The 16,120-nt window shown below is 39.6% G+C and carries 12 protein-coding genes; 9 read left to right on the forward strand and 3 right to left on the reverse strand.

Going from position 1 to position 16,120, the window contains the following annotated elements:
• Positions 1–91 precede the first annotated feature (91 nt).
• The 3 genes from speA to HR060_RS18485 all read right to left on the reverse strand — a co-directional run bounded on the left by speA (position 92) and on the right by HR060_RS18485 (position 3,233).
• The gene (speA, locus tag HR060_RS18475; protein WP_174201761.1) at positions 92–2,050 is read right to left on the reverse strand and encodes a biosynthetic arginine decarboxylase; all 1,959 of its coding nucleotides are present in this window, start codon (positions 2,048–2,050) and stop codon (positions 92–94) included.
• Positions 2,043–2,405 (reverse strand): DUF2218 domain-containing protein, encoded by a 363-nt coding sequence (locus HR060_RS18480; RefSeq protein WP_217434976.1) that lies wholly within the window; start codon positions 2,403–2,405, stop codon positions 2,043–2,045. The genes speA and HR060_RS18480 overlap by 8 nt, the downstream gene beginning before the upstream one ends.
• 144 nt (positions 2,406–2,549) lie before the next feature.
• On the reverse strand, positions 2,550–3,233 hold the full coding sequence (locus HR060_RS18485; RefSeq protein ID WP_174201762.1) for a response regulator transcription factor: 684 nt from the start codon (positions 3,231–3,233) through the stop codon (positions 2,550–2,552).
• A gap of 136 nt (positions 3,234–3,369) precedes the next feature.
• Here HR060_RS18485 and HR060_RS18490 point away from each other — a divergent pair, with 136 nt between their 5' ends.
• From HR060_RS18490 to HR060_RS18530, 9 genes are all read left to right on the forward strand, one after another.
• Complete coding sequence (locus HR060_RS18490; protein WP_174201763.1) at positions 3,370–4,749, forward strand: MATE family efflux transporter; 1,380 nt, start codon at positions 3,370–3,372, stop codon at positions 4,747–4,749.
• A 102-nt stretch (positions 4,750–4,851) separates the two neighbouring features.
• Complete coding sequence (locus HR060_RS18495) at positions 4,852–6,666, forward strand: IucA/IucC family protein (RefSeq protein WP_174201764.1); 1,815 nt, start codon at positions 4,852–4,854, stop codon at positions 6,664–6,666.
• On the forward strand, positions 6,653–8,476 hold the full coding sequence (locus HR060_RS18500; RefSeq protein ID WP_174201765.1) for an IucA/IucC family protein: 1,824 nt from the start codon (positions 6,653–6,655) through the stop codon (positions 8,474–8,476). The genes HR060_RS18495 and HR060_RS18500 overlap by 14 nt, the downstream gene beginning before the upstream one ends.
• Positions 8,470–9,735, forward strand: coding sequence for an AMP-binding protein (locus HR060_RS18505; RefSeq protein WP_174201766.1), 1,266 nt, complete (start codon positions 8,470–8,472; stop codon positions 9,733–9,735). Before HR060_RS18500 ends, HR060_RS18505 begins: the two co-directional genes overlap by 7 nt.
• A 25-nt stretch (positions 9,736–9,760) precedes the next feature.
• Positions 9,761–11,095, forward strand: coding sequence for a DUF6005 family protein (locus HR060_RS18510; RefSeq protein WP_174201767.1), 1,335 nt, complete (start codon positions 9,761–9,763; stop codon positions 11,093–11,095).
• Positions 11,092–11,937: a sugar phosphate isomerase/epimerase family protein gene (locus HR060_RS18515; RefSeq protein ID WP_174201768.1), complete on the forward strand. Its 846-nt coding sequence runs from the start codon at positions 11,092–11,094 to the stop codon at positions 11,935–11,937. Before HR060_RS18510 ends, HR060_RS18515 begins: the two co-directional genes overlap by 4 nt.
• Before the next feature lie 40 nt (positions 11,938–11,977).
• Positions 11,978–13,714 (forward strand): fatty acyl-AMP ligase, encoded by a 1,737-nt coding sequence (locus HR060_RS18520; RefSeq protein ID WP_174201769.1) that lies wholly within the window; start codon positions 11,978–11,980, stop codon positions 13,712–13,714.
• 17 nt (positions 13,715–13,731) lie between these two features.
• Positions 13,732–14,820 (forward strand): heparan-alpha-glucosaminide N-acetyltransferase domain-containing protein, encoded by a 1,089-nt coding sequence (locus tag HR060_RS18525; RefSeq protein ID WP_174201770.1) that lies wholly within the window; start codon positions 13,732–13,734, stop codon positions 14,818–14,820.
• An 11-nt stretch (positions 14,821–14,831) separates the two neighbouring features.
• Positions 14,832–15,959, forward strand: a complete 1,128-nt coding sequence (locus tag HR060_RS18530) for a heparan-alpha-glucosaminide N-acetyltransferase domain-containing protein (protein WP_174201771.1) — start codon at positions 14,832–14,834, stop codon at positions 15,957–15,959.
• The last annotated feature ends 161 nt before the right edge of the window (positions 15,960–16,120 follow it).

Raw genomic sequence — 16,120 nt, forward strand, 5'->3', positions numbered from 1 at the left:
ACAATCTCACTAAATACTTCTGCCACTTGTGCACACTTGTGTGCAACCACACCACCAACGCCTCCGGCGCCAACAATAATAACTTTGCTCATCAACTTGCTCTTTTAATTACTTGATTAACATTTTCTGATAATTCTTCTTTCTCGTAGTAGGTATAACCTTGCATACTCGCATTAAACGTTTTGATCATTTGTTGCCTTTCTCTGGCATTAATTCGACCATCTTTAACCGCGGCTTCAACGGTATTTCTAAAACGTGTTTTCATTTGATGTGGCTGGTATTCAACGTAACTCAGCACATCTTCGATGCTATCCCCGTGTACTTCTTTTACAAAGTCATAGCTACCATCAGCGTTTAATCTGACACTGACCACATTGGTATCGCCAAATAAATTGTGTAAATCACCTAAGGTTTCTTGATAAGCACCGACTAGGAATACGCCTAGATAGTATTCCTGATCTTCTTTTACATCGTGTAATGGAATGGTTTTCTCAATTTGTTGATCAACTAAGAACTGCTCAATCTTGCCATCACAATCACACGTAATATCAGCCAAAATGGCTTGTCGATTTGGTTTTTCATGTAACCGATGAATGGGCATTATTGGGAAAAGCTGATCAATCGCCCATGAATCAGGCAGCGATTGGAATAAACTGAAATTACCGTAGTAAATATCAGCTAAAGACTCATTAATCCCTTCAAGCTCTTCAGGTATACGCGGCATATCAGCTAATACCGCTTTGATTTGATGCAATAAGTTAAAATAAAGTGTTTCAGATACAGAGCGTGTTCTTAAATCAATTTGACCGCGTTTGAATAATTCTCGAATTTCATCTCGGTAAAACTGTGCATCGTTAAAACACTCTTGTACGCGTTGTGGTTTTAAATACCCACTGATCTCACGCATATTGGCAATTAATGAGTGCTCATTTTCAGCTGCATTAGGTACAGGTTTAGCATCAAAATCGACAGTATCTAGAATATTAAACAGTAAGATAGACGTATAAGCGACGGTTGCTCGCCCTGATTCAGTGACAATTACAGGATGTGCAATAGATTGAGCATCGAGTGTCGTTTTTATGGTATCGATAATGTCTTCACAGTATTCAGCCAAACTGTAATTTCGGCTTTGACCCGAACTCGATTGTAAGCCGGTATAATCAACGGCTAAACCACCACCTAAATCAATATGAGTGAGAGCAGCCCCCTCTTTACACAAATCGGTATAATAACGACACGCTTCTAATACCCCTGAACGTATGTCACGAATATTGGGAATTTGTGAACCCAAGTGGCAATGTAGTAATTGTAAACAATCAAGCATTTGGTGTTCTTTTAAATAGTCGATTGCCTCAATTAGCTGGTTAGACGATAAGCCAAATACGCTGCGCTCACCGCTTGTAGCCCCCCAATGCCCACTGATTTGACTGGTCATTTTTGTGCGTACGCCAATTAAAGGTTTGACCCCCAAGGCTTCACTTCGTTTGACAATAATTGGTAACTCTGTCAGCGTTTCAACCACAAAGAAGCACTTAAAGCCGAGTTTGGTCGCTTCTAAACCTAAATCGATGAACTCTTGATCTTTGTAGCCATTACAAATGATCAAGCTATCAAGTGCTTCAATTGTTGAAAGTGCCGCCACCATTTCAGCCTTGCTACCTACTTCAAAACCGTGGTTATAACGTGCACCAAATTGTGCAATTTCCTCAACAATTTGCGCCTGTTGGTTAACTTTAATTGGGTATACACCCTGATACTTATTTTGATAACCAACTTTCTCAATAACATCAGCAAAAGTGTCATTCAGGCTGCTGATACTTTCATCTAGAATATTCTCTATTCGAAGTAATACAGGCATCTGTAAGTCGCGATCTTGCATGCCTTGAACAATATCCATAATAGGCACTGGATGCTCTGCGCCTTGCTGTGGGTTTTTTACCACTACATTGCCAGACTGATCAATTGAGAAATAGTCATTGCCCCAGTGATCAACGCCGTACATTTTACTGGCTTGGCCTAATGACCAGTCTGGAAAATTTGCTTTAGTCATTTTGATTACCTTCTTTGGTATGCGTTACACGCCACATCAACAGTGGTCTAACCGACTCATCAGCTTGCTTTGCAAAACGAATAAAGTGGCTATCCATGCAATCGGTGATCTCGGTCAGTTCACTTTCAGTTTTTGCCCCACATTGAAAAACGAGCAATTCACCTTGAGCATCCAACTGGCAAAAGCCCATTTCAAACTCAATAAAACCTTGATTTTCATTCCATACTGCATTGATTTTATGTGAAAAATGTTTGCAAAGACGGTTTATCATCTTGCTTGGATTGAAACCTGACACTTGCAGATCAGCAATAAAATCAGCCTGTTTTTGGCTGGCAACTTGTTCAATAATACTCATGTTATTTCGACTCACATTTGCACAAAAACAATACAAATGATAATTATTATCGTTTGTGGATTTTTATATTTTCACAAAAATAAAGAAAGGATTTTTACAACTGTTACTAATTAATCTTGATTTAGCTATTGGTCGCTAAAGAGGTTACGAGTAGCGGTATCCTTTACCATGAATTGTGGTTAAGCGATCGGCAACCATGCCCTTTTCCATTAGTTTTTTGCGAATTCGACTAAAGTGCATATCGATACTGCGGTCGTACGGGAAAAACTCCCTATCGAGTACCGCCTGATACAAATAGGGTTTACTCATAATTTGGTTGCGGTTTTCAACCAACAACCAAAGTAATTTAAATTGAGTTGGAGTTAGCACCAACTCCTGCTCTTCGAAATAAACCTTTTGCTTCGATTTATCCAAAATCAATTGGTCGCTGTTTAATTGAGAATTTGTTTTAGTTTGCCGCGCACCTGATAACCTCAATAGCGCATTGATTTTAAGCGTGGTTTCTTTGATGTGGAACGGGCGGCTGATGAAGTCATCAGCACCTTGATGGTAGGCTTTGATTCGATTTTCAACCGAACCATCAGCGGATACTAAAATTAACGGCGTCTGTTTGCTCATACGGATACGCTGAGCATAACTGTATTCTCCCTCGCCTGCGATAGCTTGATCTAACACGATAAGATCAAAAGATTGAGTCTGCGCCATCAATACCCCATCATCTCCTTTGGGGCAAAAACAAATGTCACATGATTCGTGCTCTAAACTAGAAGCTAAGTCGACAGCTAAATCGGGCTGGCCACTTATTATCAAAATGCATGCTGCTTTCAATTTGTACTCTTATTTACAATTATTAAACATTTTTAATAAATATTAATGAGAATTACTTTCATTTGCAATATCATAAATTTTAAATATACTGCCCGCCATTATAAAAATACCTAAAATTAAAAAGCTCATAAGCAAGATGTCACAGAATAATCCAGCCTTGTCAGGCAAAGTCATTCCCACGTTTTTTTACTATGTATTACCGTCCATCATAGGCTTAGTGGCGATCACGACCGCCAATTTGGTAGATGGCTTTTTTGTAGGAAACTATGTCGGTGCGGATGCATTAGCATCGATTACCTTAATGGTGCCCTATTTCACTCTACTTATTGCAACGGCATTGATGATAGCCATAGGTGGCGCGGTTTCAGCAGGTAAGGCAATGGGCGAAGATAACGTAAAAAAAGCCAGTGATATTTTTAGCCAGTCTTTAATCGCCTCGATTGTCATTAACGCCACTTTTGCTTTTTTAAGTTTATTTTTTGTTGATGAACTATTTGGTTTGTTGAGTATGCCTGAGCAAATTCACCCCATGGCTAAAGAGTATTTGGATGTTATTCGCTGGGTATTTATTTTACAGCTCACCACTATGGTGCTCTATTATTTTGTCAGACCTGATAGCCATCCAATACTAGCTACCACAGCTCTTGTGACTGGCGCGGTACTGAACATCATTCTGGACTACTGGTTTATCGTCGAGCTGGACTATGGACTGGCAGGAGCGGCTTATGCAACCGCAATTGCCCAAGTTATCCAATTTTTGGTGCTGAGTTATTATTTTTTCAGCCCTAAACGCGCATTAAAATTTACTTGGTTAAATCACAACTGGGCTTTATTAAAGCAATCTGCCTTTAACGGTGTCTCTGAATTTATCAACGAAATGTCTGTCGGTATCATCTTTTTTATCTTAAACGGTTTGATGATTCATCGCCTTGGGGTAGACGGTGTAGCCGCGTTTACCTTAGTTAACTACTTTATATTTTTAAGCATTATGCTCAGCTACGGTTTAGCCGATGCACTGCATTTAGTTGTCAGTCAGAACTTCGGTGCGAAACAACACATTCGCGTTAAACAATTTTTATCAATCGCGGTAATGACCGTTTTATCGATGGGGCTTGTTATTGTTAGCACCTTGCTCATCTGGCCAAACGCAGTACTCGGAAGTTTTGTTTCTAGCAATGAGCAGACTGTACTTGAGGTCAGTTATCAGCTGCTGCCCCTGATTTTACCGCTATTTTTAATCAATGGTACGAACATAGTATTAACTTGCTATCTTACGGCCATTCATCAACCCAAACCCTCTGCATTAATTGCAACAGCGAGAAGCTTAGTGCTACCGGCAACCCTGTTATTAGCTTTTTATTTATGGCTACCGGATTTAAACTTCCTCTCACCAACCAGCAATGATTTTGCCTTTATCATTGCACTACCACTGGCAGAATGGTGTGCATTTTTTGTCGCTTTATATTTTGTTTTTGCGCATCGACCAACGAGATTAAACCAGCTAAAAGCTAATTAAAAAACGAAAGGTAACAATTGTAAACTTATTTGATAATGAGAATGGGTATCATTAAGATCTGAAAAAATTTTTCTAATCACTACATTTTTTCTGGAGAGCATCATGATGCCCCTCAATGCAATTCAAGTTGCAGAGCATGCTTCGTTTCAAGCATTTGCCAATTGCTACCTTCGTGAAATTGATCCAGGTGTTTGGCACAGTGCCAGCGAATGGCAATTGCAAACAGGTTTAAGGTTTTCAGGTACAGAAGTTTATGCCCTTGAAATCCAACTAACGGGTATAAATAAAACGTTAGCACTGGGCGTCGGTTATCGCTCATCCGTTGGCCGACACATATTCACTCAAGCCTTTATCAAAGATGAAAATGAATGGACATGGCAATCTATTGCCTATCTTTCAGCGACCTTCATGCTTATTGATAACATCTATGCGGATAACCCAGAACAAAACCAAAATAAAGTTGAGCTGCTAACACGAACCTTAGAAAGCCAACAAATCATGAAGGATTATCTCGTTGAACGCGGCAACGATGAAACCTTGAAGCAACTCGATTTTATTGCCTCAGAGCAATCTTTGTTATTTGGGCACTGGCTACACCCTACCCCTAAATCACGTCAGGGAATTCATCTTTGGCAACACAAAAACTACACACCAGAATTAAAAGCCCAGTTCAAGTTACATTTCTTTGCTATTTCACGCCAGCTGCTCAAACAGAACTCGATGATTGAAGCGTGCGCTGAACAAATCATTAATCAGATAGCCGAGTTAGATTCTAATGCAATCGATGCAGATAAGCAGTTGGTTCCGGTTCATCCGTTACAAGCACATTGGTTATTACATCAAGATTACCTAAAAGATCTTATTTCATCAGGCGATATTGTCGATTTGGGTGTAATGGGGAAAACCTTTACCCCAACATCATCTGTAAGAACGCTCTACTGTGCTGAACTTGATTACATGATCAAGCTTTCTATCCCAGTCAAAATTACTAACTCGTTACGTCAAAATATGGCACACGAGCTTGAAGCGGGTATGAACGTGGGCAAGTTAATTAAAAAAAGTGATTTCAAAACGGCTTACCCGCAGTTTTCGATGATCTTAGATCCGGCCTACATCACAGTAGAACTACCAGGGATGGAAGAAAGTGGTTTTGAAACGATTTTGCGCCATAACCCCTTTACCCAAGAAACAAATAATACCCTATCTATAGCGGCATTAACCCAAGACCCTATTTTACCAGGTGCTCAATCGAAATTAGCTCAACAGGTACATGCATTGGCTGAAAAACAACTGATCAATATAGAGACAGCGGCATCTATCTGGTTTGACAGTTATTGGCGATGCGCAATTGAGCCTTCAATTTGGCTATACGAAAAACACGGTGTTGCATTAGAAGCTCACCAACAAAATTCGTTGCTGACAATCACTGACCATACCCCTAGCCATTATTACTATCGCGACAATCAAGGTTTCTATTTATCTGAAACGCTAAAAGAAACGTTAATCCAACAAGAGCCTGCACTTAAAGTAAATGACGATCTTTTTTATCAAGATGACATGATTGCTGATCGCTTTGGCTACTACCTTTTCATTAACCAATTGTTTTCTATCATCAGCCGACTCGGTCAAGACCAACTGATTAGTGAACAAAAGTTACTCGTTTTGACCTACAAAAAATTAATCAAAATTCGGGCGCAATTATCAGGTGTTGGACTGAACTTCATTGAGCAGCTGTTACTTAAAGCAACACTACCAAGCAAAGCCAACTTATTAACCCGCGTCGAAGACGTTGATGAATTACAAGCAGAACAGGAGCTCGCGGTTTATACCGAAATAGCCAACCCATTTTTTGCTTTGCACCAACAGTCTCAACAAATCCATGATCAACTCAAAGAGGTGAAACTTGCTTCCGCTTGATCTAGCTAAAGGTGAAGCACTTAACCGTGCTTCATTTATCAATACCGATACACAATCGATTAATCCAACCACACGTGTAATCAAACAGTTGTTAGAAGCCGTTTTGTATGAGCATGTGTGTGAAAAAACATACAAAGATGGTTACTTTTTCTTTGAGCTTAACCAACGTCAATACAAAGCTAAAGGGCGTTATTCTAGTTTTGGTCGTGTCAGATTAGACAGCCAACAGATGGCCTTTAAAAAAGAAATGATTTGGCAAACCGTTGATCTTGAAGAACTCATTGAAGACTTACCGACAAACGATATAGTCAAAGCCAAGTTACATAGTGAGTTGATGCAAACGATCAAACTATGTCAGTGGAATCACGCAAAAATCACTAAGCCAAATCGTCGTACGCAATTAGGTTACAGTCAATTAGAGTCCTTAATTGACGAAGGTCACCCTTATCACCCTTGCTTTAAAGCTAGAACCGGTTTTAGCTTAAATGACCATCAAAACTATGGTCCAGAATATCAAAATACCTTTCAGCTAGACTGGATTGCTATTCGCTCAAATTTAATGCGTGCTAACTTGCCTGTAAATAACGAAGTGGAATTTTGGCAAAACGAGTTAGGTGAAAAAACTTACCAAGTATTACAAAACCGTCTGGTTGAACAAACTGGGCAAACCGAAGGTTTTTCATTACTACCCATTCACCCTTGGCAGTGGCAAAACTTACAATCAGAGTTGAACGTACTCGTTCAAAACGGTCAATTAGCGTATTTAGGCGCAGCAGGCGATCAATATCAAGCGAGTATTTCTGTTCGTACATTACTCAATGTCACTCATCCTGAAAAAGCCAATATTAAATTGCCTTTAAACATGGTTAATACCTCTTCGCTTAGGTCTATTGATTCTCACTCTATATGCAGTGCCCCTGTGTTATCTAACTGGTTAAATAACTTAGTTAAAGATGATGAATTTTTCAGTCAAAACGCGGTCCTGCTCGATGAATATGCCGGTATCACATTTGACTATGACAAGACTCAAGATGCACCTTGTTTCCATAAATTAGATGGTCAAATTGGTGTTATTTTCAGACAGAGTATTCATTCACTTATTGATGAAAATCGTGTTGTTCCTTTTGTCGCATTGACTGTATTAGAAGCCGACGGCAAGCCATTTATTGAGCCTTGGATAAAACAATACGGCTGTGAAAAGTGGTTACAACAACTGATTGAAACGACCATCATACCGGTTTGGCATTTGCTGGTTAATCATGGCATTGCTATAGAAGCACATGGTCAAAACATGCTGTTTTCACATCAAAATGGCTGGCCAGAAAAAGCAGTATTAAGAGATTTCCACGAAAGCCTAGAATATGTTGATTCTTACCTAGCACAACCAGCACTCACGCCTAATTTCAAAGAGCTTGATAGCCGCTATCAAAACGCTAACCCCGATCAATATTATTGGATGCAGAATGTTGAAGCACTACGTGAGTTGGTGATTGATACTTTATTCGTATTTAACTTAGCTGATTTATCTTTGTTGTTAGAAGAATACTACCAATACCCAGAACAAGCATTTTGGCAACTGGTGCATCAATGCTTCAACCACTATCAAGAATCAGGGCTTACCAACAAAGATAGAATCGAACAAGTCGACATCTATCAGCCCTATATCAAAACAGAGTCATTGCTGATGAAAAAATTCAGTGACGAACCCGATGCAGAATTCCATCACAACGTCGTTAATCCGCTGGCACAGGTTTCAGCATCATCAACATCGGCCAATACGCCCAACCAATTCGAGACGTCAGTATGTTAGTTATCAATGACACCACCTTCAGTGAAGATGATTTTATTCAGCAACACAATACGTATCGCCAAGCGCCATTAATTAATCAGCATAAAAAAATTGCGGTCTGCGTTGAAGATACGTTTGCTTGGTTAACGCTTTGCTATTACCTCAAATCAATCCAAACATCAGTCATGCCGATTCATCCGAATATTCCGTATGAAACGGCAAAGCGTATGGCTGAAAAAGCAGGCTGTAGTTTATTGCTGTACAAAGCAATCGATCAATGCACCGTGCTTGAGGTGGCTGAACAAACCCATGCACGCCCAGGTATCATTCAAATGAGCTCAGGCACAACAGGTGAACCAAAATGTATTTTGAGAAGCTGGGCAGATATTGATATTGAAATTGACAGCTATTGTGAGTTTTTCACCGATACACAGAGCATGACACCCGTTGTTGCCTGTCCAACAACCCATTCTTACGGTCTAATTTGTGGTGTGATGGTTGCACTGAAACGCGGTTTACAACCGGTTATTATCAATAGTATTAACCCTAAGTACTTAATCAAAAAAATTAAGTCAGTACAAAAACCGCTACTTTATTCATCACCGGTAATGCTTCAAGGCCTATTAAGATTATGGCCAGCTAACGAAAAGCTTTTTGCAGCGATGACATCTGGCAGCATCATGTCAGAACAAGTATTTGAACAAATCCAACCTAAAATCGAGCATTTCTTCCAACAGTACGGCTGTTCAGAAGCCGGCTGCATTAGTATTGCAAGCAAGTTAGAAAAGGCCAATCAAGTGGGTAAGCCACTCCCTCATGTCGATATCACATGTAGCCGTGATAGCCAAAATCCAGCTGAGATCATCGCTAAAGTGAAAACTGAAGTGGGTATTAAAACTATCGGTACTCAGGATTTAGGCTTTATCGATGATAGCGAGAATATTCGTTTTATGGCCCGTTTAGATGACACCATTATTGTTTCTGGTTTAAACGTCTACCCAACAGAAGTTGAAGATATCATCTTAAAACACCCTAAAGTGTCTGACGCCGTAATCTTTAAAATGGACGATCAGTTTGCAGGTCACAGAGTCTGTTTACAATATGTTGCCGATTCTGAGCTTGATCCAATCGAACTCAGACAATGGAGTTCAGAGCACCTGGCTCCTTTTCAATTACCCCAAGTTTTACAGCAAGTTGATGAAATTGCCCGCATGGCAAACAGTAAAGTCAACCGCAAACAAATCGCCTTGGACTTCCAGCAAAGCCAATTAACCGCTTAACACTTTATTATTTGAAACAACGACCATGCAAAAATCACAAATCATTGACGCTATTAGACAAGTTTTAGCGGATGAATTAAACATTGCCAATATTGGCGCTTTTAGCCCAACGGCTAGGCTTAATGAGGACCTGTATTTAGATTCAGTTTTAGTGCTGCAATTATTGATCAGTTTAGAGCTAAAACTCGATATTGAAGTACCAGATGAAGCGCTGAATGCAGAAGACTTTGTCAGCGTTGATACCCTGAGTGAATTTTTATTAAAAAAACTACAACCAGAAACAACTGAACACGTCACTGAAGATGCCGCAGAAGAGTTTGAAGACATAAAAGTGCATTGCTTTGTCAGCTGTTTATGTCAGGCGATTAAAGCAAACCCTAATGTCGATCACCGACCGTTTTATTTTGGTGTTTGGGATGCAGAAGTCGTTGTTGATGCTAACCATCAAATTAATTATCACGCCGAGGGGTTAAACCACGATTTTTTCCGTGATTGGTACCAAAAAATCTACGGCGTTGAAGTATTACCTTGGTTTGAGCACGATAGAGACAAAGCATACAACATCAGTAAGTTATCAAAACTATTAGATGATAAAACCGACTTACAACAGATCATGGTTATGCTTGATATGTATCGTCTACCAGAGCGTGAAAATAAGTTTAATGCCAACCCTTTCCCGCATTACGTCATGTTAGAAAACATGGATGACCCTGATAAGTTATTTATGCACGATCCCGACTTTAGATGGGAAGGCGAGCAAGACAAACAGCAAGTCTTCTACTCGATCGAGTCAGATGCTGTAGCGGGTGGTTATATTTTTGATGCAAATGCAATCAAGCCTTGCACAAATCAAGTTATCCACGATTATTTTAAAGCGTGTATTAACGTGCAAACTAACCCAATGACAGATGCGGTTAGAAGCATTATTAATGCACACCTGAGTGATACCTATGATTTATCGCCTGGTGCGTTTACAGATGCGTTAATGCAATTGCCAGTGTTGTCTATTCGTAAGTACGCCTATGAACATGGATTGGCCTTTTTCATGTTACAGCTTGAGATGGACTTTACTGAATTTGAAGATTGGTGTGAGGTCATTGAAGCTTTAGTTTCTGGCTATAAACAAATTCAATTCAGAGCAATGAAAATTGCCAATCTCGAGCAAAATTTTGAAGGGGCAGCACAAGATAAAAATCAACTGATTGCCGAGCTAGCCGTCGAGATAGAACATATTTTGAACCAGCAAGATGAACGCGAATTTTCAATCAAAAAGCGCATGGTTGAACTATTCGATATCTGGTCAGAACAATGCGACTTAAATGCCAAAACAAAGCCAGTTGATGAAGAGGTTAGCGCATGATTTTATCCATCTGCACTATCTCATTTCGTCACCAACTTATTTCCATTGAGCAACTCGCTCAATGGGCAAGGGCTAATCATTTTCAAGGGATTGAATTATGGGGCACACATGCCAAAAATTTAGCTTCGCAACCAAAGTTTAATAAAGATTGGTTAGCAACGTATGGCTTAAAAACAACCATGTTGAGCGATTATCTTCCGCTTGATGCTGATGAAGATACGTTAGCTCAAAAAGTTGAACTCCTTTGCCATTTAGCCAAGCACTGGGGTAGTAAAAAGATACGCACGTTTGCAGGAAATAAAGGCAGTTTGCAAACTGATGAGCAAGCCTTTCAAAAGTTATGCGGTCGTTTACAAAGCGTCTGTCGCAAAATTGCACCGCATAATTTGCAGCTCATTATAGAGGTTCACCCTAATACATTTGCCGATACAGTTGAATCAACCGAGCGCTTGTTCAGCAAAGTCGCGGCACAAAACATGAAATTAAATTTCGATGTGTTACATGTTTGGGAATCAGGTGCAGATGTGATCCCAGCAATGGAAAAACTCAAACCTTATATCAATCACTTCCATTTAAAAAATGTCAGTTCTGCGGATTTACTCGATGTTTTTTCACCTGCAACCGTGTATTCGGCATCTGGCTCTAGAGAAGGTATTGTCCCGTTATTTGAAGGTGCGGTTAATTACAAAGCCTTTTTAAATCACGTTAATCATCACGCTGATGAAAATATCCGCCAAATGGAAGCCTCTTTAGAATGGTTTGGTGATCACAGTAAAGAGATTTTAACCAGAGACAGATACTTAATTCAGCAACTTAAGCAGCAATCGGTGGCTATTGCATAAGGTTGAACTTTTCATCACTCAATCAAAAGAACATTACTTCATGGTTTCTCATAATCACACACTCCTGGATGTTTTAGAAAATAATGCAAAGCAATATCCGGACAAAATTGCACTTATCGAAGCTGATAACGTCCCAGATAAAGCTAAAAGCATTACTTATAAAACGCTCTCCGAAAGAGCAAGAATCTTATCTTCAAAGATCGCTTTGCAAAGTAAGTTTGGTGATCGCGTTATAATCCTAATGCCAAATAGTATCGACTATGTCGTTGCATTTTTCGCTTGTGTTTATGCTGGTGTCATTGCGGTTACAGCTTATCAGCCTGGTAAAAAACAAAGAAGTTGGCAAAGGTTAAATAAAATAGTGAAGGATTGTCAGCCTGAGCTAGCTTTGATATCACCCGATAGTATTGGCGATATTGATAATTGGTCTGCTAAGAGTGGTTTTAGTTTAAATTTGTTGGCAATTGATAGCGAGTTAGAAACCACACCCAAGGTACCTTGGAAAAAGCCTAACATCGATGTTGATGACATTGCTTATCTTCAATACAGTTCTGGAACAACAGATTCACCCAAAGGTGTCATTCTTACTCATAAGAACTTAATCACGAACACCAGTTTAATCGCAACGCAATTTGACATATCAGAAAGAGATATTTTCTTAAATTGGTTACCTCTATATCATGATATGGGGTTTGTAGGATTATTATTGGCACCGATGAGGGTCGCTGGTCAAATTTATCTAGTCAACCCAAAAAAGGTTGCTCAATCGCCGCAAGGCTTACTTAAGCTAATAGCGAATGTAAAAGCGACTGTTACAGCTGGCCCTAATTTCTTCTTAGACCTCGCAGTAAAAGCGGTTTCAAGTTCAGATAAAGAGACTTTAGACTTATCAACATTAAAGACATTTGTTTTGGGTGCAGGGCTTATCAATGCGCACACGATAAAGCACTTTAATCACTATTTTTCGAACACAGGGTTATGCCCTTCTGCAATAAAGCCGAGCTATGGTATGGCAGAAAATTGTTTATTAGTCACAGCGACCACTAAACCAGAAGACTTAGCCTTAATCGAGGCAGAGCCAACATCTTTTCATAAAGGAAAAATATCAGTAACCAGCGGCTTACAAGCAAACGCATTACCTTTAATTAACTCAGGTGCAATAATTCCGGGTATAAGCGTCAAGATTTGCCAACCTCAAACACACGATGAATTAGAAGACGGGAAAATTGGTGAAATACTCATCGCAGGCGATAGCCTCGCGCAGGGCTATTGGCAAAAACCAAATCTCAATAGTGATAATCTAAATATTTGCGTGAATGGACAATCTGGCTTCATGCGAACGGGTGATTTAGGCTTTATTCATCAAAACCGTTTGTATATTACAGGTCGGACTAAAGAAGTTATCCCGCATCAAAATAAACTCTACTACCCACAGCATATTGAACACACAGTAATGGCGCTATCTGATAATTTTGCTCCATTTGGAGGTGCTGTATTTAATACCTCCAATGACAAACAAAATGCTGAAATTATCCTAGTTCAGGAATTAAGTCGTCAGGGTATTAAAGCCGATCATAAAAAGTTGATCGTTCAAATCAGATTGGCAGTCAAGCAAATACATCAAATAAAACTGGCTGGCGTCGTATTAATCAAACCAGGTAGTTTAAATAAAACGACGTCTGGAAAAATTCAACGCTATGCCTGTAAACAAGCGTATCTAAGTGATTCTCTAAGTTCTTTAGAATCATGGGTTGATACAGCTGAAGTAATTTATTAATCAAGGGAACAATTATTATGAGTTCACACTCCCCTTCTCCAACTCAACGTATTGCTGGATTCGATCTCGCTCGTGGTTTAGCAGTATTTTTCATGATTCTAATACATGTATTGCACTTCTATGCAATCAAGCCTGTATGGGTAACTAACTTTGGTACCATCATTGAATACTTAGGCGAATGGCCTGCCGCACCAGTATTTATTTTTATAATGGGCGTATTTTTAATCTACGGTAACAAACAAACATTTAGCCAAGGCATGAAAAGGGCCTTTATGTTATTTGCCTTGGGTTATTTGCTCAATTTTGCCAGGGGAACAGCCCCTATGTGGTTATCACTTGAGATGGAATTAGTTACGCTGGAGCAACTCGGTGGCTACACCCCAATGACAGAATTCCTCGTAATTGACATCTTCCAATATGCAGCTTTAGCTTATGCCATTGGCCTCGTTTTAAAACACACATTACCTAACCAACCCTGGCTGTGGATTGCACTGGCGACAATCATTGCTTTTGCATCGCCGTATGTTTGGGATTTTGAAACAGGTATGCCTGTTGTTGACGAGTTAACCAAATTCCTTTGGGGGCACTACCACTATGGAACGGCATTTCCACTATTTCCTTGGTTAGCTTACCCACTTGTCGGTATGGCATTTGGTCATTGGCTTTCAAAGCCTGATGCACAAAGCAACTTATTTGGCCGCTCTTTTGTCATCGGTTGTGCTGTGTTACTAACTGGCGTAACCATTACCATAAGTAATTATGATTATCACATCGCTCACCCATTAAGAACAGGTCCGGGATCTGTAGTTATGATCACAGGTTTTGTACTGATTTGGCTAAGTGTCTGCCGTTACATCACATTGCATGTACCTAACAACCCAATTTTCAACTTACTTTATTTTTGGAGTAAACACGTAACGACTATATATGTCGTGCAGTGGATACTCATAGGTTGGGGTCTCATGTTAGTCGGCTCCCAACAACTTAATTTAAGCCAAACCATCGCTTCGATGATCACCTTAGTGGTGTTATCCGACTTAGTAACTCGCGCTTGGCTTAAAGCCAAAAATTTTCAATTTAATCGTAATACTGTCATCACACAATAAGAGAAGTACACATGACAACAAAAACAACAACAGTCAGCCAAACACAAGCTCCATCCTCTCGAGTTTTGGGTTTTGATTTAGCACGCGGCTTCGCGGTATTTTTTATGATCATCATTCATGTACTCAATTTTTATGGCTCACCAGAGGTTCACGAAGGTTATTATGGGGCGACCGTAAAATTTTTATTAGGTTGGCCTGCCGCTTCGCTGTTTATATTTTTAATGGGAGTATTTGTTGCCTTTTCCAAACAGGGAAATTTAACGACTCAACTAAAACGTGCTGCAGCACTATTTGCTCTCGGTTATTTGCTAAACCTGTTTAGATCAACAATTCCAACTTGGTTATCCATTCAGTTTGGTTTTGTTACCTACGAACAATTAGGCCCTCATACACCTATCAACAGTTTATTTGTTGTCGATATCTTGCAGTGTGCTGGCTTGGCATATGGTATATGTGCGATTGTCAGGCATTATTTTTCCAATGCCAAAGTCTGGTTAGTATTGGCAGTAGTGGTAGCATTTATCTCACCGTTATTATGGGATGTAAAAACAGGCATAGGTTTTGTTGATCAGGTATTAAAAATCTTTGTTGGCAATAAGTCACATGGTGCACTATTCCCATTATTCCCTTGGCTTGCTTATCCGTTAGCGGGTATGGCATTTGGTTATTGGTTCAAATCTCAAGCAGATCGTAATAAAGCGTTTAAACAAACCTTACTGATAGGCATTGTTACACTTGTAGCAGGTATCGCGATTTGCCTGACTAATCCTGAATATCATATCGTTGATAATATGCGCTCAGGCCCTGGGTTAATTGTTGGCTTATCAGGACTTGTACTGGTATTTCTTTGCTTATTCCAATGGCTTACTATGCACTTTGGTCAATCTAAATTATTTAGTTTGTTATATGGCTGGAGCCAAAACATAACAACTATCTACTGTATACACTGGTTGATCATAGGTTGGTGTTTAATGATATTCGGCGCATTACAGATGAGCCTAACATCTCTAATTATTTGGACGTTTGCAGTTGTTGTGTTATCAGATATCGTTTGCCGAATTTGGTTAAAAATAAATGCCAAAAGCGCGAAAAAATTAGCGATTCAAAGTAATAATCACGGCTCATTGAGCACCAGCTAATAGGGCATTGTAAAAAAATACCCAGCGATTAGCTGGGTATTTTTTATGGTTTGATTAACGGGTTGTAATTAAGACAACCTGTGTTTGAAATCATCGTAACCAAATGACTTCACCACTTCCAAGCTATCATCCCTTTCATCCCAAAGTGCAATGCTCGGCAA

This window comes from Marinifaba aquimaris, assembly GCF_013328345.1.
GTDB classification, from domain to species: domain Bacteria; phylum Pseudomonadota; class Gammaproteobacteria; order Enterobacterales; family Alteromonadaceae; genus Marinifaba; species Marinifaba aquimaris.

Bases quoted from the DNA above. Each gene is read 5' to 3' on its own strand.
- speA (WP_174201761.1), bottom strand. From the start codon at position 2,050: ATGACTAAAGCAAATTTTCCAGACTGGTCATTAGGCCAAGCCAGTAAA.
- HR060_RS18480 (WP_217434976.1), bottom strand. From the start codon at position 2,405: ATGAGTATTATTGAACAAGTTGCCAGCCAAAAACAGGCTGATTTTATT.
- HR060_RS18490 (WP_174201763.1), top strand. From the start codon at position 3,370: ATGTCACAGAATAATCCAGCCTTGTCAGGCAAAGTCATTCCCACGTTT.
- HR060_RS18495 (WP_174201764.1), top strand. From the start codon at position 4,852: ATGATGCCCCTCAATGCAATTCAAGTTGCAGAGCATGCTTCGTTTCAA.
- HR060_RS18505 (WP_174201766.1), top strand. From the start codon at position 8,470: ATGTTAGTTATCAATGACACCACCTTCAGTGAAGATGATTTTATTCAG.
- HR060_RS18510 (WP_174201767.1), top strand. From the start codon at position 9,761: ATGCAAAAATCACAAATCATTGACGCTATTAGACAAGTTTTAGCGGAT.
- HR060_RS18515 (WP_174201768.1), top strand. From the start codon at position 11,092: ATGATTTTATCCATCTGCACTATCTCATTTCGTCACCAACTTATTTCC.
- HR060_RS18520 (WP_174201769.1), top strand. From the start codon at position 11,978: ATGGTTTCTCATAATCACACACTCCTGGATGTTTTAGAAAATAATGCA.
- HR060_RS18525 (WP_174201770.1), top strand. From the start codon at position 13,732: ATGAGTTCACACTCCCCTTCTCCAACTCAACGTATTGCTGGATTCGAT.
- HR060_RS18530 (WP_174201771.1), top strand. From the start codon at position 14,832: ATGACAACAAAAACAACAACAGTCAGCCAAACACAAGCTCCATCCTCT.